Consider the following 18,016-nt stretch of genomic DNA (forward strand, 5'->3'; position numbering starts at 1 on the left):
TATAAATTAATGGCAGGATCACAAGAAACCTTTGGTAAAAAAGAAAGAGAAAAGAAACGTTTAAAAAGAAAAAAAGACAAACAACTTAAAAAAGAAGAGCGTAAAGCAAGTGGACAAGAAAGCATGTTTGTATATGTTGATGAATTTGGGCAATTAACTGATACGCCACCAGATCCAGCAAATAAAATTAAAGTTGATGCAGCCAGTATAGAAATTGGTATTCCTAAAAAAGAGGATAGAGAAGAGGAAGAGTCTGCAGATAAGCAAGGTAAAGTTTCATTTTTTGATACATCTAAAGGATTTGGATTTATTATTGACACAACTTCACAAGAAAAATATTTTGTGCATGTAAGCGGATTAATAGATCAAATTGCTGAAAATGATAAAGTTACTTTTGAATTAGAAAGAGGTTTGAAAGGAATGAATGCTGTTAGAGTAAAGAAAATTTAATAAATAATATTGATTTATAATTCAAATAAAGCTACTTTTTAGTAGCTTTTTTTATGCCTTAATTTCAATAAAAACTATTTTATTAAAACCTTTTAAATAAACGTATCTTTGCACTTTCAAAATAAAAATAATAGATGTCGTCATTTTCAAATTTAGGGGTTAAAAAGGAATATATTACAGGATTAAAAGAATTAGGAATTAAAATACCTACTGAAATTCAAGAAAGAGCACTTCCAATTTTATTAAAATCTAAAACCGATTTTATTGGTTTAGCACAAACGGGTACTGGTAAAACAGCAGCTTTTGGATTGCCTATTTTACAAAGTATTGATGCATCTTCACCAAATGTTCAAGCACTTATTTTAGCTCCAACACGTGAATTAGCGCAACAAATAAAAAAGCAATTATTCAAATTTACAAAATATGTAAATGAACGCATTTTTATTGAAGGAGTTTATGGTGGAGAAAAAATTGACATTCAGATAAAAGCCTTAAAAAGAACTACACATGTGATTGTTGCCACCCCGGGACGTTTAATTGATTTGATAGAAAGAGGCGATGTAAAATTAGATCATATTAAAACCATTGTTTTAGATGAAGCTGATGAAATGTTGAGCATGGGTTTTAAACAAGATTTAAATAGAATTTTAAAATATACTAGCGGTACTAGTAATACTTGGTTGTTTTCAGCTACAATGCCTGAAGAAATTAAGCGTATTGTAAAGTCGTATATGGATGTTAATGCTCCTAGAGTTGCAGTTAATAAAAATTCAATTGTAAATGCAAATATTACGCATCAATACATAAAAACCGAAGTAAAGGATAAAGTGAATCTTTTGATTCAACTATTGGAAAAAAGGCAAAACGATCGTGGAATTATTTTTTGTAGAACTAAGGCAGGAACTCAAAATTTAATGGAATCGTTAAAAGAAGAAGGTTTTTCAGTAGGTGCTTTAGAAGGTGATATGCAACAGCGTGATCGTGAAAAAACAATGAGAGCTTTTAAAAATGGTAGTACTCAAGTGTTAATTTCAACAGATGTTTCAGCACGTGGAATTGATGTTAGTAACTTAGCTTTTATTGTGCATCATCAATTACCTGAGCAAATAGAATATTATACACATAGAAGTGGGAGAACTGCTAGAGCAGGTAAAACAGGGTATTCAATTGCTTTGATTACTCCTGGAGAATTACCTAAAATTCACGAACTTCAAAAAGAATTGGGAATTCGGTTTATTGAAATAAAATAAATGGTTACCAAATCCAAGGAATAATGGCTTTTCTGTTTTTTGGATATTCTGAAAAATTTGATTGATACCATTTGTGGTGTTTAGTAGCTCGTGGAAATAAGTTTGCAGCAGTCCATATTAAGAAGGTTGTTGCAGGGTAATTCCAAGCCATAATCGCAAAACCACTCCATTGCAAAAATTCACTAAATAAATTTGGACAAGAAATAAGTTTGAACAAAAAACCTTTCGGAATTTTATAACCTGTTTCTCCTGGTTTTCTTAAATTTATTAAAATAGTGTCACTTATTTGGTTTGAAATGAATCCGATACTAAAAAAAATACTACCTAATATAAAATTCCAATCACCGAAATTTGTATTCGTATAGTTTTCAAAATTGGCCAAAAAGTAACCATTCAATCCCGCATTAATAAAATTGAAAAAGATTGCCGAAGTAACAATAGCTAAAGGCATTTTTTTTCCCTTTGTTCTTATTCTTAAAGGAAAAATAAAAGTCCGATTCAAATAATGAAATAACCATAACAAGGTTAAAACAGTAGCATAATTACTTTGGTTTGACGTTACATAAAAATATAAAATAATAGCAAAAGAGGGAAGTTCCATTAAAATCCACCCTAATTTATTTGAAATTTCAGGACCCCAACCTTTTTTTAAATGTCTTCCATAAGGTGCCGTTACAAATTGTAATAAAATAAAAGTAGCTACACCAATTATAGTCCAAATAATACAAATTAAGTGAAAGGTTTCTAAAGTCATTTTAACGGTTATTTTGTTCAGACCAAACAATAAAATCTTGTATTGATTCAATAGCAGGTCTTGATATATGTTTTAATTTGATTTTAGCTTTTGTAATGTCCATGTTTTTTGGCGCGTGTTTTAAAGTAGAGATGCTCTCTTTAGTAATTGGATATTTCAACTTAAAAAATTTTCGATAACCGTTTATAATTGGCATTAAATACAATAGTAAATTAAGAGATATTTTAAGAGGTTTATTGTGTTTATTAGCAACTTTTGCAATGTCTTCAACCGAAATATAAGTTCCGCCAACAAGATAAATTTCCCCAATTTCACCTAGTATAAAACTATTTATAATAGTTTGGGTTAAGTCTCTAACATCAACTAAATTATAACCTCCTGTAGTTATTATAGGGAGTTTATTGTTTTTTATATCTAAAATGGTTTGCCCTAAAAGAGATGGTTTGTTGTCTGGTGGGCCAACAATTGAGGTTGGACGAATGATAAAAGCATTTAATTGATGATTTTTCACAGCTTGTAAAACAACTTTTTCAGCCTCAGCTTTTGAAAAAGGATACATAAAATCATTACTTGTTTTATAGGGTCTTGTTTCATCAAAAATTATATTTTTTTTCCCTTCTTTTACAGCATTTGATGAACTAATATAAATGAGTTTGGTTTGTTGTTTTTTTACACATGTGTTAACAAGTGTTTGAGTGCCAAGAACATTTATACGGTATACTTCTTTAGGATTTTTATCTCCAATAGAAATCATTCCTGCTGCGTGAATTACAATACTGCAATCTTCTATCAATTGAGCAATTATTTCAGTATCGGTAATATCACCTTTTATCCAGGTTAAATTGATATGTTTAAAAGAAGGTAAATTTGAAGTGTATAATGCATTTACAGTGTAGCCAATTTTTAGTAACGCCTGTATTAAGCTATAACCTAAATGTCCACTTCCGCCAGTAATCGCTATTTTTTTTGTAAGCACCATTAAAATAATTTCTTTTAAAACTCTAATTTACCATTATTTTTAGAATAGTTATTTTATTGAAGACATCATTTTAGTGTTAAAAAAACAGTGTTCAATCTGAACATATTTTTTTCAAAAAAACGTGTACATTTATATTTTAAAACAAAATTTTAATTTCAATCAATTAATTATGCCTAAAACCCTAAAAATATCTAAGGTATTTTCTTCCTTAATAATCTTATTATTGTTTTTACCCTTAGAAATAGTTGCTCAAAAAAGGAATAAGAAAGCTGTATCAAAAAAAGATCAAGTGGAACTAACAAGTAATATGTTAAACATGTTCAGTTTTAGAAGTATTGGTCCTGCAGCATATTCTGGAAGAATATCAGATTTAGCTGTAAACCCTGAAAATACTTCAGAATACTATGTTGGAGTTGCTTCTGGAGGTCTCTGGAAAACAACAAATCACGGAACAACATTTAAACCAATTTTTGATGATCAAAAAGTTTTTTCAATAGGTTGTTTGGCAATGGATCCTAACAATTCAAATGTTGTTTGGGTTGGTACAGGTGAAAATAATACACAGCGTAATTTAGCTTATGGTGACGGTGTGTATAAAACTACTGATGGTGGTAAATCTTTCACAAATATGGGCTTAAAAACAAGTTCTCAAATAGGAAAAATATTAATTGACCCTAGAAATAACAATGTTGTTTATGTGGCTGCTCAAGGGCAAGCTTGGGGGCCAGGAGGTGAACGTGGCTTGTATAAAACTATTAACGGTGGAAAAACTTGGGAAAGAGTATTGCAAATTGGAGAGTATACAGGAGTTTCAGATTTAGAAATGGACCCTAGAAATCCAGATATTTTATATGCAGCATCGCATCAGAGAGAGCGAAGAGTGTATTCAAAAATAAATGGAGGACCTAAATCTGCCATATATAAATCTGTTGATGCAGGTAAAACTTGGAATAAAGTAAGTAAAGGTTTGCCAAAAGGAGATATTGGTCGTATTGGTTTGGCTGTTGCACCAGCAAATCCTGATATTGTGTATGCAGTTATTGAGTTGCCAGAAAATAAAAGTGGTTTTTACCGTTCAAGTGATATGGGCGAAAGCTGGGAAAAAAGAAGCGATAAAGGTACTTCTAGTCCGCAATATTATAATGAATTGTATGCGGACCCTATAAATCCGAATGTGGTTATTTTAATGGATACTTATAACGGGCTTTCTTCTGACGGAGGAAAAACTTGGGAAAATATTGAAGGAAATAACAAACACGTAGACAATCATGCACTTTGGATTGATCCTACTGACACCAATCACTTTATTGCAGGTTGCGATGGAGGAATTTATGAAACTTATGACCGAGCAAAAACGTGGCAGTTTAAAAACAATTTACCAATTACACAATATTACCACGTAAGAACCGATAATGATTATCCTTTTTACAACGTGTATGGTGGTGCTCAAGACAATGGTTCTTGGTTTGGACCTTCACAAACTCACCGAAAATACATTGTAAATGCTGATTGGACACATGCCATTGGAGGAGATGGTTATTTATCAATACCTGATCCTAGTAATCCTGATATTCACTATTGTGAATCTCAATATTGTGGATTAAGACGTTATGATAGAACTACAGGAAACAGTATTTCAATTCAACCGCAACCAACAGAAGATGAGGAGTATAACTGGAACTGGAATACACCTTATTTTATTAGTAAATTTAACCCAAAAACTTTGTATGTTGGTGGTAATTATGTATTCAAAAGTACAGATATGGGAGGTACTTGGAAAAAAGTGAGTGGAGATATGACAAGAGGTATTGATCAAAATACCTTGCCAATGATGGGGAAACTTTGGCAACCTGAAGCAGTGGCTAAAAATATGTCTACTTCAAAATTTGGAAATATATTTGCATTGTCTGAATCGCCCTTAAAACAAGGTATGTTGTATGTAGGAACAGATGATGGTTTAATTTGGTTAACTGAAAATGATGGAGAAAATTGGACAAAATATGAAAAGTTCTCAGGTGTACCAGCAATGACTTTTGTAAATTATATTACGCCTTCTCAACATGATGTAAATACAGTTTACGCTTGTTTTGATGGACGAAAAAACAGCAGTGATTTTAAACCATATTTAATTAAAAGTACCGATAAAGGTAAAACATGGTCTTCAATAGCTTCAAATTTACCTTCGGGAACAATATATTGCATTATTGAAGATCCTATTGATGCAAACATTTTATTTATAGGTACAGAGTGGGGTGTATGGACAACCATTGATGGTGGTGAAAAATGGGTGCAAATTAAAAATGGATTACCAACTATTCAGGTTAAAGAGTTAACCATTCAAGAGCGTGAAAATGATTTGGTAGTTGCTACTTTTGGACGTGGTTTTTATGTGCTAGATAATTACAGTTCTTTAAGAAGTTTAACTAAAGAAGTAACTAAAAAAGAGGCACATTTATTTGATGTGAATGAAGCCTTGTTATATTTTCCTTCAAATAATTTAAGTTACCAAGGTGATGTTCATTTTAGGGCTCCAAACCCAAAACCAGCTGCGAAGTTTGAATATTTTATTAAAAATGGTCTTGAAAGCTTGAAGGTGCAACGTCAAAAGAGAATGAAAGCGGTTGAGAAATCTGGAGGAACTTTTGTATATCCTACTGAAGAAGAATTGTTGGCTGAAGCTAAAGAAGTAAAACCAACCTTAGTTTTTACTATTTATGATGAAAACGGACAAATTATGCGTAAAATTTCTAAGCCATTAGCTAAAGGTTATCAGACAGTTACTTGGGATTTAAGTTACTTAACAAGTCGTGGACCAAAAGTACCACCAGGAACTTATAAAGTAGCAATTGATAAAAATATGAATGGTGTTTTTACACGATTAGTTGAGCCACAAGCCTTTAAAGTAACAGCCATTCCAAATGCTTTAGGAACTCCAAATTATAGCACCAATTTTGAATTTTTAAAAGGAGTTAATGATTTAAATACCCTGGTTAATGCTGCAAGTGGTAAAATTAAAGCTATAAATACTCAATTAAAAAGTATGAAATCTATTTTAGGAAAAACGGCTGTTGAGGCAAGTGTGTTAACTGCTAAAATTGATGCTATACAAAATGAAGTTGATGCTGTTTCAAAAGTGATTATTGGTGGTTATGGAGCTAAAAATACGGTTTCAAGCAGACTTCGTTTTGCACGTTACACCACATATTCTGCACAAGTTGATATTACGGGTACTCAAAAAGAACAATATGATTTAGCTGAAAAAATGTTTAATTCAGTAGAATCTGCCTTAAATAATTTATTTGAAGTAAAATTACCTGCTTTGGAACAAGAATTTGAAGCTGTGGGTGGTGTTTTATATAATTACACACCAAAACGAAGTAGTTATAACTAATAATAATAGAATTAAAAGTATAAAAAAAGCTATCTAACTATTTTTAGATAGCTTTTTTTATGAAATAATGAATTGTTTTTAGCTGTAAGGATTTCAAAAATTATTCGTCTATATTTGCCTATGAGCAAAAATAAAGTATCCTTTTCGTGGGCATTTAAAGAGTTTATTTGGTCAAGAAGAAAAATAATTTCTATAGGTTTAATCTTAATTATTTTAAAAAGTTTGGCAGGATTGGTAATACCACTTCAAACCAAAACGTTGATAGATAATGTTGTACCAACTAGCGATTTAAATGGTTTGTATAAATTAATAGCTATTGTGGTTGTTGCATTGTTAATTCAAGCATTAACATCGTTTTCGTTAACACGTTTGTTAAGTGTAGAAGCACAGCATTTAATTTCAGTATTAAGAGCACAGGTTCAACGTAAATTATTAAAATTGCCTATTAATTTTTTCGACAATAATAAATCGGGTGCACTAGTTTCACGTGTAATGTCTGATGTTGAAGGTGTTCGTAATTTAGTAGGAACCGGACTAGTTCAATTAATTGGAGGTTCTATAACAGCTATTGTTTCTTTTATTTGGTTGTTGAAAATTAATGCTACAATGACATTTGTAGTGCTCGTTCCAGTTATTTTATTTGCCTTTGTAATGTTAAAAGCATTTGGAGTAATTCGCCCAATATTTAAAGCCCGAAGAAAAATTAATGCAGAAGTATCAGGTAGATTAACCGAAACTTTAAACGGAGTGCGTGTAATTAAAGGTTTTAATGCTGAAGAACAAGAAAATATAACTTTTGAAAAAGGGGTTGAAGAATTATTTTTAAACGTTAAAAAGAGTTTAATAGCCACTGCAATTATTACAAGTTCATCTACTTTTTTAATAGGTTTGGCTTCCGCAGGAATTATGGGAATTGGAGGTTATTATATGATGAATGAAACAATGACTTTAGGTGAATTTATTCAATTTACGTTATTGTTAGGTTTTATGGTAGCACCAATTGTTCAAATGAGCAATATTGGAAGTCAAATAACCGAAGCAATGGCTGGTTTAGATAGAACTCAGGAACTTATGAATATGCCTGAAGAAGATAATCCTGAGCAACGAACTGTTGTATTAGATGAAATTAAGGGAGATATTATTTTTAAAGATGTTTCATTTAGTTACGAAAAAGGAAAAGAGGTATTGCATAACATTTCTTTTGAAGCTCCTTCAGGAAGTGTTACCGCACTTGTTGGTTCATCAGGTTCAGGAAAATCTACCATTGCAGGTTTGGCGGCTACTTTTTTAAATCCTTCAAGAGGAAAAATCACATTAGATGCGATTGATTTGTCGAAAGTGAATTTAAGTAGTTTTAGAAATAACTTAGGTGTTGTTTTGCAAGATGATTTTTTATATGAAGGCACCATTCGTGAAAACATATTATTTCCAAGACCAAATGCTACTGAAGCGCAGTTACAAGAAGCTGTAAAAGGTGCGTATGTAAATGAATTTACAGATCGTTTTGAAGAAGGTTTAGAAACGGTGATAGGAGAAAGAGGAGTAAAACTTTCAGGAGGTCAACGCCAGCGAATTTCTATTGCAAGAGCTTTGTTAGCAAATCCTAAGATAATTATTTTAGATGAAGCCACTTCAAATTTAGATACTGAAAGCGAATCGTATATTCAAAAAAGTTTGAGCGTTTTAATGAAAGATAGAACTACGTTTGTAATTGCGCATAGGCTAAGCACCATTCAACAAGCAGATCAAATTTTAGTAATTGAAGAAGGTCATATTGTTGAGCGCGGACAGCACAATGAGTTAATTGCTCAAAAAGGAAGGTATTTTGATTTATACACCTATCAAAGTAGAATATAAACAAGCTCATTAAATTTCGTCATTTCGATTTTTATGATATAACCAAATGATTATGATAAAATTCTTGATTTTTAATAAACCAAATATAATGTGAATAATTTTGTTTCTAACAGCATTTAAAACAAGTATTTTATTTTTTCTTTATTGAACTTTTAGATAGTAATAATAAGCCAAATCATTTTCAATCTTAACCTCTTTCAAAGGAGCTTTATATTTTAGCCCCTTATATTTTAGGAGTGATTATAAAATCAAGTAGTTCACCTTTATCGTTTACATTCATATAGAGCTTTAATCCATAAAGCCACCCATCGTCAATTTAAGTTTCTTGGTATTTTATTAATATTCTTAATTTTAAATGTTTAACGCGCTAAATTTGCTGATTTTCACATGCTAAAAGATGATTTGTCATGCGTAGAACTTAGGTTCATAATAGGTTGAAAACCTACTCTTAGTAAAACAAGAACAAATATAATTTTAAGTTTAGTTCTCAAATTATTCAATTAATCTAAAAAAGGGCTTTTAATTACTGGTACAATTTGAATTCGAATATTCCAAATATTACCATAATCATCGGGTCTAATTAAACTGTATTGTGGCTCAAACCTCATCTTCACAGGAAATTTACCCATTTTCACAGTTTTTGTAATACCTAAACCAATAGGGAAAGTTACAGCATCTTTTCCTTTTTTAGTCCAATCGATACTAACGGTTGGCCCTAAACCAATAGACATTGTTCCAAAATTTCTTCTAAAAACATATTGAAAATCCATTGTAGATACATCATTTCGCATATTATTACCTGCATAAGACCACCATTGCTGTACAAATAATCCCTTTGTCCAATACTTTCCTAAATGAAAGAGCATAAATGCTGGACCAGCCTGATATTTTCCTCTTCCAAGTTCTGGACTACTTGCAGTAGGAAAAACAAATGAAGCACCAGCTCCCCAAACCCAGCCACTAGCATTTCCAGGACCAATTAAGGTTGCCATCTGAATATCACCAAAACCTGTTTTTTTAGTATTCCCTGTTGGGTCTTCTTCAAAATTTGGTTGCGTTACCAGTGGAAAAACCGGACGAGCAGTAAAAACAGCATTATTCCCAACAGGAATAGGTAATGCTGGTTGAAAGAAAAACGTATTTGATATTACTTCTCCTTCAACTAAATTACCACTATTAATTGAGATATTTTCTTGAAAAACCAAAGACCAGCGTTTTGCTAATGGATTGTCAAGTTCTCTACTAATTTTAGCTAATTCTGCCTTGTTTATGGAGTCGTTCTGTGCAAAACTACTCATTGAAATTATAAAAAATAAACAAACGAATAAGTAAGTATTGAGTATTTTAAAAAAAATAATTCTAATTTTCATTATTCTATACTGTTTTTCTATGTGTGTAATATATCTTCTTCTAATAGTCAAAAAACTCAACATAATATTCAAATGAATTATCTTTTTATTCTAATTATAAACATATCAAATAATTGGAGCTACCGAAACAATATCGTTTAAAATCTTTTACCAACACCAATAGCGATGGTAAAAGCATTTATATGACCATTTTTTAAATCATAAACTATTTCAGGTGCAAAATCCCAATGATGAGCAACTTCAATTTCATAACCAACTCCAATTCTAAAAACGGATAAATTCTCATGATCGTCTAATTCAATCCCTGGCCCCAATAAAAAAGTAACTCCGTTATCCCAAGGACTAAAATAAACAGGGAGTGAAACAATAACAGGGTTTTCTCTTTCTAATATGGTTTCATCATCTCTTTCAACAAAATAATTGGCAATTTCAATATCATTTTTTAATCCAACCCCCCATTTATGACTAAACCAGTATTGAACATCAAGACCTAAAACAGGTAATACAGCAAATTTTTTATCAGAAATTAATGCACTAGGGATAAATACATGCCCTAAATTAATTGCAACCCTAAAGTTTTTAAGTCCATGTTCGCTATGAGATAAATTCTCTTGTGATTGTCCAAAAATATTTCCGGTAAATAAAAATAAAAAGGATAGTAAATAGATTTTAAACATGCTTATAAAATTAAAATGATTTTTTTATTAAAAGACTCTTTTTTACTCCCTATTTTTTCCTTTAGGAAACAATAATTGCACTTGTAATCTCATTTGCCAATCACCCCAACCTTCTGGTTTAACCGCATTATAATATCCTTGAGCATTTATATTAATTGGCTGTTTGCCTAATTTAAATACTTTTCCAATTCCGCCTCCAAAAGGAACAATCCATTGATCTCCACTAGGTGCATTCCAATTTGATGTTAAAATTGGTGCAGAAACAACATATACTGCATTTGGTAAATTATAATTCACAAAATATTGAAATAAAAATTTATTTTCTTTTACATCTCCAAAAGTCCAAACGTTGTTAACAACAACTCCAGCTACCCATTTTTTAATCATAGTAAGTGCAACTACTGATGGGCCTAAACCAAATTCACCACTTCCATATGCACTGCCAGATGAGCTACCAATTTGAAAAGCAGGACCTACACCCCAAGTTATTTTAGAAGCTTTGGTTGGTGAAAACCAAGCAGTATAACTTATATCTCCCAATCCTGTAGAACTAGCATCTTCAGTAAATGATGGCTGTGTAATTACTGGTATAATAATTCGGTTAATCAAGTTAATATTTTCACTAATTGAAACAGGTATTACTGGCTGTATGTTTAATACATTTTGAGTTCTTTTATATGGACCTACATTAAAAGTAGTATTATTTTGAAATGGCAAACTATACATTGCAGCCAAAGGGTTTTGAGTTGCCTTTGCCAAAGCTGCTTCTTCTGCTGCTTCAGACATTTCTGAAGTTGGATCATTCTCCTGAGCAAATAAAAATGAACTTGCAAGGAAAAATAGTAGATATATTATTTTTTTCATTTTGTTATTTAATTTATAAAAAAACATTAATCCATTAAAAGTACAAAACATAAGATTTACATTATGTTTAGTACTTCTAAATTTATTAAATGATTAGGTTATTAAGCATTAATCTCTGATTCTTTAAAAAAGGTTTTCATGATATTAATAAATACCTCATCAGAACTATTTTCTTTCACAATTAGGTGAAAATTGATAATTGAATTTTTATATGCATTTCTTTTAGCAGAATCATTACTAATTAATTCTAGTAAATCTTCTTTACTAGAATTTTTATCTGCAAGAATTTTATTCTCACTCGCATTTATTGAACTAAGTGTTTTTTCTAAATCATCTGATGTATTTATAAAACTTTCAAGCCCTTTTAGAATAGATTCCTTTTGGGTATTGTTAACAATAACACTTTCTATTTTTACTTGAGTTTTTCTATAACTCTCTTTACTTTTTAAAGCTTTTTTTTCGATTTTTTCAGTTCTTTTCTCCAATACTGTAATCGATGATTCTATTATATTATGCCATTCTTGAGACTCAATTTTTTCAAAAATTAAAATTCGTTGATCAATCATTTTATTTTGATATTCACCTCTGTTTTTTTGAAGTGAATTAAAGAATGATTCTAGTTGATTTTTTGTTGTTTTATTATTGTTATACAACGCTTTAAATTCCTTAAAGCCTTTTTTTCTTTCCTTCTCGTACTCTTTACTTATAGACTTTGTAAATTTAAAATCCGCTAAAATTTCCTTTTTTCTTTCTTTTTCCTCTATGTTCTTTTTTATACCTTTTTCTATATCATCTACATAAAACATCTCATTTGGTCCTCCAAAAAACAGTACAGTTAATAACGCAACTATTCCTACAATCATAATTATACTTGTTAAAATTATTATTTTTCTTTTAAATTTAATGATGATGAAACAAATAAATCATTGATAGTCAGTAAATTTTTGCTTAGCCCTTGTTCGTATGAGTATCTAAAAAGATTTTCTAAGGCTTTTTTATTGCTCTCAATTCCATACGGCCAGTAATTGGCTCCCATAACTTTTTTTGTCTCCTCAAACTCTTGAGCAAACCAAGGAAGCGAACTATAAGCCCATCCTAGTTTTGTCATAAATGAAAAATCCATTATTTTGGATGTTGAATATGCGTTAAATACAGCTTCAACTAACCAAGGGTTTTTCTCTATTAAACTTTTACGTATGGCAACAGCATGCATCATTGGGAAAACACCTGTTTTTTGAAAATAATCTTGTTCCGTTTTTCTTGAATTTGGAAACAATCTTCTTACGTTTGGGTTACCTTGTGCATATGCTTTTGGTTCAGCAGCATGAAATAAGGCATCTATTTCACCAGACAATAACAAGTCTGATTCGTCCTGGCCAGCGGGACCTAATTTCACGGTAATGCCATCTGGTGCAACCTGTTCTTGTTTAGAAATATTGCCTGCAGTATCTTTTGATGAATCTTCATTGGACATTATCCATTCAACGTCCTCAGGTTTTAATCCATATTCATCCTGAAATATACCTCGCATCCAAGTTAATGAGGTTGATGAATAACCTGGAGTACCTACCTTTTTTCCTATCAACTGTTTTGGAGATGTAATTCCACTATCGGTACGAACAAAGACACTTTTATGCCTAAAAACACGTAAAGGAAATATTGGTAGTAATTGATAATCTCTGAAACCTTCGTTAGCATATGCCAACATAAAAGGATGTAAACCAATTTCGCAAACATCGTAATCTTGCGGGCCACTAAATACATTGGTGTTTATATCACCAATTGCGTCTTTTTTAAAGGTAAATGAGCAACCTTCTATTTCAACTTTTCCTGTAGCCAAGGCTTTTAACCGATCAACATCATAGCCTGCAATTTTAAGTGGTAAGCCTATTATTTCATTATTTTCCTCGGCTTTATATTCTGTAAAACTACTTAAACTAAATACTGAAATGGCTCCTGCAGATAGTGCTGTTTTTTTTAGAAAATCACGTCTTCCTGAATGCTTTGTTTTCATTGTAAATGTTTTAATTTAATATGTTGAATCTTGTAAATTGTCTATTATTTACAATGCAAATATCTTGATTTATTATAGATTTGCTTATCCCTTTAAGACAAAGTAATGCTCCAAATTGGCATTTAATTTTCAGCATAGATCTTTTAAGATCTTTCTATTAATTTGAAATGAATATATTCTAAAAAAGGAAAGATTAAAAAAATCTTTCCTTTTCCAATGTGATTATTTTTTTTATACTTTTCTATTTACCAGTATTCATTGTCTTTTTAACAGTTTCTTGAAACTGAATACTTTCTGGTCTTAAGTTTTCTATCCCTTCAAATGGAATTCCATGACGTGTAGGTGTGAATGGATATTTTTTATTCATTAAATCATGACGTTTTTTCACCATATCAAAAGGTCCCCAAGCCCATAAAAATTGAGCCATCATACCTCTCATTTCGCGAGGATCTTGGTATAAATCATAAAAATCGTTCTTAACCAAGCCTGGTCTTCCACCAATCCAAACACGTTTGTATTGTTGTTTAATAGTTGCCGCATGGTAAGGTCCAGTATAAATGTGGTAATAATCTCTACGAGATTGTGCATCTCCATATAAGAAAGTAGCAGTTTGATCTACACCGTCAATAATACGATCGGTTGGTATTTTATCCATAGCACCACCTAAGCGTGCAAATGTTGTAAATAAATCATGAACTGTAATAATATCACCTACATAAGTTCCTGGTTCAATAACACCAGGCCATTCAGCAAAAGCCGCTACGCGAATTCCTCCTTCACGATAATCTCCTTTTCCTCCATTAAAAACAACTTGATACATTGCAGCAGGGACTTCAACCATTGGACCATTATCAGCCATTGCAATCACCAATGTATTTTCAGCAATTCCTTTTTCTTTTAATAAATCAAGAATTTCACCAACATGTCTATCTAAACGATCCATATTTTGAGCGAATGCAGTACTATTACTTGTAGTAGTTTCCTGCCCAACGCGCATTAGATCATATACATTTGGCCAATATGCTAAATAAAATGGTTTATCATCATCAGCTTTACGATTAATATAGTCTAGAGCTAATTCTTGATGGATTTCTATAGTTTTTCTATAATTCTCAAGAGTTGGAGGTAAAGTTTCTCTTGCTTTTCCACCTTTTTTAGCTGTTATGTCCATAATATATCCATAAGGCCTCCAAGTTTGGTCAACCAAATATTTCTTTTCATACATATCTTTTTCATAACCTATACTCATACCCGCAGCTTGACCTTGATGGTGCCACATAGCAGGAGGAAATTGATTATACATAGAAAATGTAGCTTCATCAAAACCTTGATTTTGTAAATGAGCTTCTTCAATATCTCCTTGATGACCTTTACCTACAAAACCAGTATTATAACCAGCTTCTGAAAGAATTTCAGCAATGGTTACTTCTTCTGCTGGTAAACCAGCACCTTCAGGAGGGAAGGATACGGTGTGCATTCCACTACGAACCGCTAAACGACCTGTTAAAGCAGCCGCTCTGGTTGGTGTACAAGAAGGCTCTGTATACATTCTTGTAAATGTAATACCATCTTCACCCATTTTATTTAAACGGGGTGTGTCGAAACCTCTAATTTTATTAAAAGCTTCAATTCCTACTTCACCAAAACTATTATCATCCCACATTATGTGAACGATATTTGGTTTTTTACCAAACTTTTTTTCTAAAGCTTTCAGCTTTTTATCAATGTCTTGGTCTTGTTTTGCCCATTGAACACCATACTGTTCCAATAAAATTTCTTGTTCTGCATCGTGAATAATTTTTTGAGCTTTAATAGTAACCGTGCCAATTAGCATCATTACAATTAATAATCTTAATTTAGTTTTTGTCATAGTTTTCTGTTTTTTAATTAACTTTTAAAAGTTATCATTATAATTATTATATTAATTTTTTTGTACGACATTAGCAATAATAGCTCGTATGATTTTTTTAGGAATGCCACGTGTATTGGTATACGTTGACTTAAGCCGCATGGTTTATAACGTTGATGTAAGAGTAGTACGTGATAATTCACTATGTCTTACGGTTTATATATTGTAAATTTAATTTATGAATATGATTTTAGCAAATTTATTTTACATAAATGAATTAAATTTATGGATATTGAGGTAGGTACTCCAATTGGCTTTGTCCATTTTTTTGTGACTTATCCAAGAGCCAAATACACTGATTTTTTTACACCTTCATCGGTTGGAAAAGAGAACTTATTTTTAGTGTATTTTCCTATTTTTTCCATTAAGGTTTTCAATAAGGTTTACAGTATAAATAATGTGTCTTATTTTCACAGGGAAATACAATAGATTCGTGAGTTCATCACGGTTTTTGTGCCAAAAATCTACAGTATAAGAATAAAATTTTAATTTTTATACATCAATATTATTCTTCATATTTAATTAAACTTAAAGTAAATCATAAAAAAAACAGAAAGCTAAAGTTGAATTTATATGAGGGGGTTTAAAGTTATCTAAAAAGAAGCATTAACACCTAAAAGTACAAAGACAATTTTTATTCTAATCTAATCAATAAAATGAATTAAATTTTTAAAATTCTTGTTGTTTTAAAGTATTCATAAATTAACTCACATAATATTTATTTACAATTAACAGAAAAACTAATAGCTATAAATTGAGGATTTTTAGTATGTAAGGTAATAATTTTATATATTTCAATTTAAATTAAAAATTTAAATAAGGAATAGTTTAATATTATTTTATATTTGTTTGATTAATTAAAAAATTTAGTATGAAATTCAATACAAAACTTAATTTATTGATACTGTTTGTTTTAAGTGTTTTAACTACTAAAATCACAGCTCAATACTCTTCAAAAAAAGTAAAAACTAAATTTGAAGTATATACTGATAGTTTAAAACAAGTTGATTATAATTATATTTTCCCTATTTTAGGTCAGAAAGTTTATGAAAAAGGGTTTGATATTCCTTATCCTGTTGGAATAATGGCAAATTCAATTTGGATGCGACAAGATATTGTTTTTTCTAATTTTCAATTAGGGTTTAAAAATGATAATTTAGATATTCCACTAACTTCTGTTGAATTCATTAAATTTGGGAAGAATACTAATGATTCTCAAAACTATACAATAAGACCTGATATTTGGGTGCTTCCTTTTTTAAATGTATATGGTTTATTTGGCTATGGTAGATCTACCACTGATGTAAATGTTACAGTACCAATAAATTTAAATACTGTTGTAGAGCAAGACTTTGCAACAAAAGGTTTTGGTGTTATGGCAGCGGGAGGAGTAGGGCCTGTATGGTTTTCTGTTGATTTAAACTGGACTTGGAATAAGCCTAAGTTATTAGATAAACCTGTTCAGGTAAATGTGATGGGAATTAGATTTGGGCATACCTTTGTATTTAAACAAAATCCAAAGCGTAATATTGCTGTTTGGGTAGGAGGAATGAGAGCTAAAATGGGTACAGAAACATCAGGTGAGATTTCTTTAAGAGAAGCATTGCCAAGTGATGTTTGGGATAAAAAAGATCAATTTGTTGCTGATTATGATGAATGGAGAAATTCACCTGCTTATGATGATTTAACTATTGCACAAAAAGCTGCCGTAAATAAAGTTTTAGACCCTCTAGTTAATGTTATTGATAGTGCTAATGGAGATGGCGTAGTTAGGTATGCAATGGATAAACAAACAAAACAATTATGGAACGGTTTAGTAGGAGCTCAGTTTCAATTAAACAAACGTTGGCAATTTAGAACTGAAGGTGGTGTTTTGGGAAATAGAAAATCATTTTTAATATCTGCAAACTATAGATTTTTATTGTAGAAGATCAAAATACACAAAAAAAGGAGTAATACTATAATAGTTTTGCTCCTTTTTTTGTTTGAAATTGTATTATTCTAAAAAATGGAGAACATTAAAATAAAATCAATTCTATTTCAGAAAAAATTGAAAATGAAATATTGGTTCAATAAATAATTTTCATAAAAAAAATAAACTAAATTACTAGAAGATATAATTGATTTTGGCATTAAAAATAAATTAGTTAAACTAATTATCAATACAACAAAATTTAACCTTGTGCACATAACAGGAGTTGAACCTGCACATCCTTTCGGATACGAGCCCCTCAAGCCCGCGCGTCTACCAATTCCGCCATATGTGCTTTATGTATAAAAAAAAAGTTAAGCAAAATGCTTAACTTTTTTTGTGACCTGGCTGGGGCTCGAACCCAGGACCACCTCCTTAAAAGGGAGGTGCTCTACCAACTGAGCTACCAGGTCATTGTTTCCCTTCATTATTGCGAGTGCAAATATACTATCAAAAGTTTATTTCACAAGTTTTTTTATGTAAATTTTTAAACGATATTTGTTTTTTTTTAATTCCAATAACAAATCAT

Annotated in this window: 13 protein-coding genes, 2 tRNA genes and 1 pseudogene; 5 read left to right on the forward strand and 11 right to left on the reverse strand. The window is 30.9% G+C overall.

The window, feature by feature from the left end; all coding sequences use genetic code 11:
* Positions 1 to 9: 9 nt before the first annotated feature.
* A complete protein-coding gene (locus CHB67_RS01945; protein ID WP_089380049.1) occupies positions 10 to 450 on the forward strand; it encodes a cold-shock protein in 441 nt (146 codons plus the stop codon).
* Between the two features lie 134 nt (positions 451 to 584).
* Positions 585 to 1,700 carry a DEAD/DEAH box helicase gene (locus tag CHB67_RS01950; RefSeq protein WP_089380050.1) on the forward strand — a complete coding sequence of 372 codons (1,116 nt, stop codon included), beginning with the start codon at positions 585 to 587 and terminating at the stop codon, positions 1,698 to 1,700.
* 4 nt (positions 1,701 to 1,704) lie between these two features.
* On the opposite strand, the gene CHB67_RS01955 is transcribed toward CHB67_RS01950, so the two are convergent.
* Entirely contained in the window at positions 1,705 to 2,454 is a 750-nt protein-coding gene (locus CHB67_RS01955) for a DUF1295 domain-containing protein (RefSeq protein WP_089380051.1), read from the reverse strand.
* A gap of 1 nt (position 2,455) precedes the next feature.
* The gene (locus CHB67_RS01960) at positions 2,456 to 3,433 is read right to left on the reverse strand and encodes an NAD-dependent epimerase/dehydratase family protein (protein ID WP_089380052.1); all 978 of its coding nucleotides are present in this window, start codon (positions 3,431 to 3,433) and stop codon (positions 2,456 to 2,458) included.
* A 169-nt stretch (positions 3,434 to 3,602) separates the two neighbouring features.
* Between CHB67_RS01960 and CHB67_RS01965 the strand changes: the two genes are divergently transcribed.
* Positions 3,603 to 6,824, forward strand: a complete 3,222-nt coding sequence (locus CHB67_RS01965) for a hypothetical protein (RefSeq protein ID WP_089380053.1) — start codon at positions 3,603 to 3,605, stop codon at positions 6,822 to 6,824.
* A gap of 120 nt (positions 6,825 to 6,944) precedes the next feature.
* Positions 6,945 to 8,681 (forward strand): ABC transporter ATP-binding protein, encoded by a 1,737-nt coding sequence (locus CHB67_RS01970; RefSeq protein ID WP_089380054.1) that lies wholly within the window; start codon positions 6,945 to 6,947, stop codon positions 8,679 to 8,681.
* A 500-nt stretch (positions 8,682 to 9,181) separates the two neighbouring features.
* Here the strand turns inward: CHB67_RS01970 and CHB67_RS01975 are convergent, their stop codons facing one another.
* From CHB67_RS01975 to CHB67_RS02005, 7 genes and pseudogenes are all read right to left on the reverse strand, one after another.
* Positions 9,182 to 9,979 (reverse strand): hypothetical protein, encoded by a 798-nt coding sequence (locus CHB67_RS01975; RefSeq protein WP_089380055.1) that lies wholly within the window; start codon positions 9,977 to 9,979, stop codon positions 9,182 to 9,184.
* A gap of 209 nt (positions 9,980 to 10,188) precedes the next feature.
* Entirely contained in the window at positions 10,189 to 10,728 is a 540-nt protein-coding gene (locus CHB67_RS01980) for a hypothetical protein (protein WP_089380056.1), read from the reverse strand.
* 42 nt (positions 10,729 to 10,770) lie between these two features.
* Positions 10,771 to 11,592: a hypothetical protein gene (locus tag CHB67_RS01985; RefSeq protein WP_217900240.1), complete on the reverse strand. Its 822-nt coding sequence runs from the start codon at positions 11,590 to 11,592 to the stop codon at positions 10,771 to 10,773.
* Between the two features lie 101 nt (positions 11,593 to 11,693).
* Positions 11,694 to 12,455 carry a hypothetical protein gene (locus tag CHB67_RS01990; RefSeq protein WP_089380057.1) on the reverse strand — a complete coding sequence of 254 codons (762 nt, stop codon included), beginning with the start codon at positions 12,453 to 12,455 and terminating at the stop codon, positions 11,694 to 11,696.
* A 20-nt stretch (positions 12,456 to 12,475) separates the two neighbouring features.
* A complete protein-coding gene (locus CHB67_RS01995; RefSeq protein ID WP_089380058.1) occupies positions 12,476 to 13,606 on the reverse strand; it encodes an ABC transporter substrate-binding protein in 1,131 nt (376 codons plus the stop codon).
* Between the two features lie 241 nt (positions 13,607 to 13,847).
* Positions 13,848 to 15,476, reverse strand: coding sequence for a sulfatase-like hydrolase/transferase (locus CHB67_RS02000; RefSeq protein WP_217900241.1), 1,629 nt, complete (start codon positions 15,474 to 15,476; stop codon positions 13,848 to 13,850).
* A gap of 317 nt (positions 15,477 to 15,793) precedes the next feature.
* Positions 15,794 to 15,995: pseudogene (locus CHB67_RS02005) on the reverse strand (transposase); the annotation flags it as partial.
* 391 nt (positions 15,996 to 16,386) lie between these two features.
* On the opposite strand from CHB67_RS02005, the gene CHB67_RS02010 reads away from it, so the two are divergent.
* A complete protein-coding gene (locus CHB67_RS02010; RefSeq protein WP_089380059.1) occupies positions 16,387 to 17,442 on the forward strand; it encodes a hypothetical protein in 1,056 nt (351 codons plus the stop codon).
* Positions 17,443 to 17,698: 256 nt separating this feature from the next.
* On the opposite strand, the gene CHB67_RS02015 is transcribed toward CHB67_RS02010, so the two are convergent.
* Positions 17,699 to 17,782: transfer RNA gene (locus tag CHB67_RS02015), tRNA-Leu, on the reverse strand.
* Between the two features lie 45 nt (positions 17,783 to 17,827).
* Positions 17,828 to 17,900 (reverse strand) — tRNA-Lys (locus tag CHB67_RS02020).
* Positions 17,901 to 18,016: the final 116 nt, after the last annotated feature.

Origin of the sequence: Lutibacter agarilyticus, from assembly GCF_900188235.1 — a bacterium.
In the GTDB taxonomy this organism is placed as follows: Bacteria; Bacteroidota; Bacteroidia; order Flavobacteriales; family Flavobacteriaceae; genus Lutibacter; species Lutibacter agarilyticus.

Bases quoted from the DNA above. Each gene is read 5' to 3' on its own strand.
- CHB67_RS01945 (WP_089380049.1), top strand. From the start codon at position 10: ATGGCAGGATCACAAGAAACCTTTGGTAAAAAAGAAAGAGAAAAGAAA.
- CHB67_RS01950 (WP_089380050.1), top strand. From the start codon at position 585: ATGTCGTCATTTTCAAATTTAGGGGTTAAAAAGGAATATATTACAGGA.
- CHB67_RS01955 (WP_089380051.1), bottom strand. From the start codon at position 2,454: ATGACTTTAGAAACCTTTCACTTAATTTGTATTATTTGGACTATAATT.
- CHB67_RS01960 (WP_089380052.1), bottom strand. From the start codon at position 3,433: ATGGTGCTTACAAAAAAAATAGCGATTACTGGCGGAAGTGGACATTTA.
- CHB67_RS01965 (WP_089380053.1), top strand. From the start codon at position 3,603: ATGCCTAAAACCCTAAAAATATCTAAGGTATTTTCTTCCTTAATAATC.
- CHB67_RS01970 (WP_089380054.1), top strand. From the start codon at position 6,945: ATGAGCAAAAATAAAGTATCCTTTTCGTGGGCATTTAAAGAGTTTATT.
- CHB67_RS01975 (WP_089380055.1), bottom strand. From the start codon at position 9,979: ATGAGTAGTTTTGCACAGAACGACTCCATAAACAAGGCAGAATTAGCT.
- CHB67_RS01980 (WP_089380056.1), bottom strand. From the start codon at position 10,728: ATGTTTAAAATCTATTTACTATCCTTTTTATTTTTATTTACCGGAAAT.
- CHB67_RS01985 (WP_217900240.1), bottom strand. From the start codon at position 11,592: ATGAAAAAAATAATATATCTACTATTTTTCCTTGCAAGTTCATTTTTA.
- CHB67_RS01990 (WP_089380057.1), bottom strand. From the start codon at position 12,455: ATGATTGTAGGAATAGTTGCGTTATTAACTGTACTGTTTTTTGGAGGA.
- CHB67_RS01995 (WP_089380058.1), bottom strand. From the start codon at position 13,606: ATGAAAACAAAGCATTCAGGAAGACGTGATTTTCTAAAAAAAACAGCA.
- CHB67_RS02000 (WP_217900241.1), bottom strand. From the start codon at position 15,476: ATGACAAAAACTAAATTAAGATTATTAATTGTAATGATGCTAATTGGC.
- CHB67_RS02010 (WP_089380059.1), top strand. From the start codon at position 16,387: ATGAAATTCAATACAAAACTTAATTTATTGATACTGTTTGTTTTAAGT.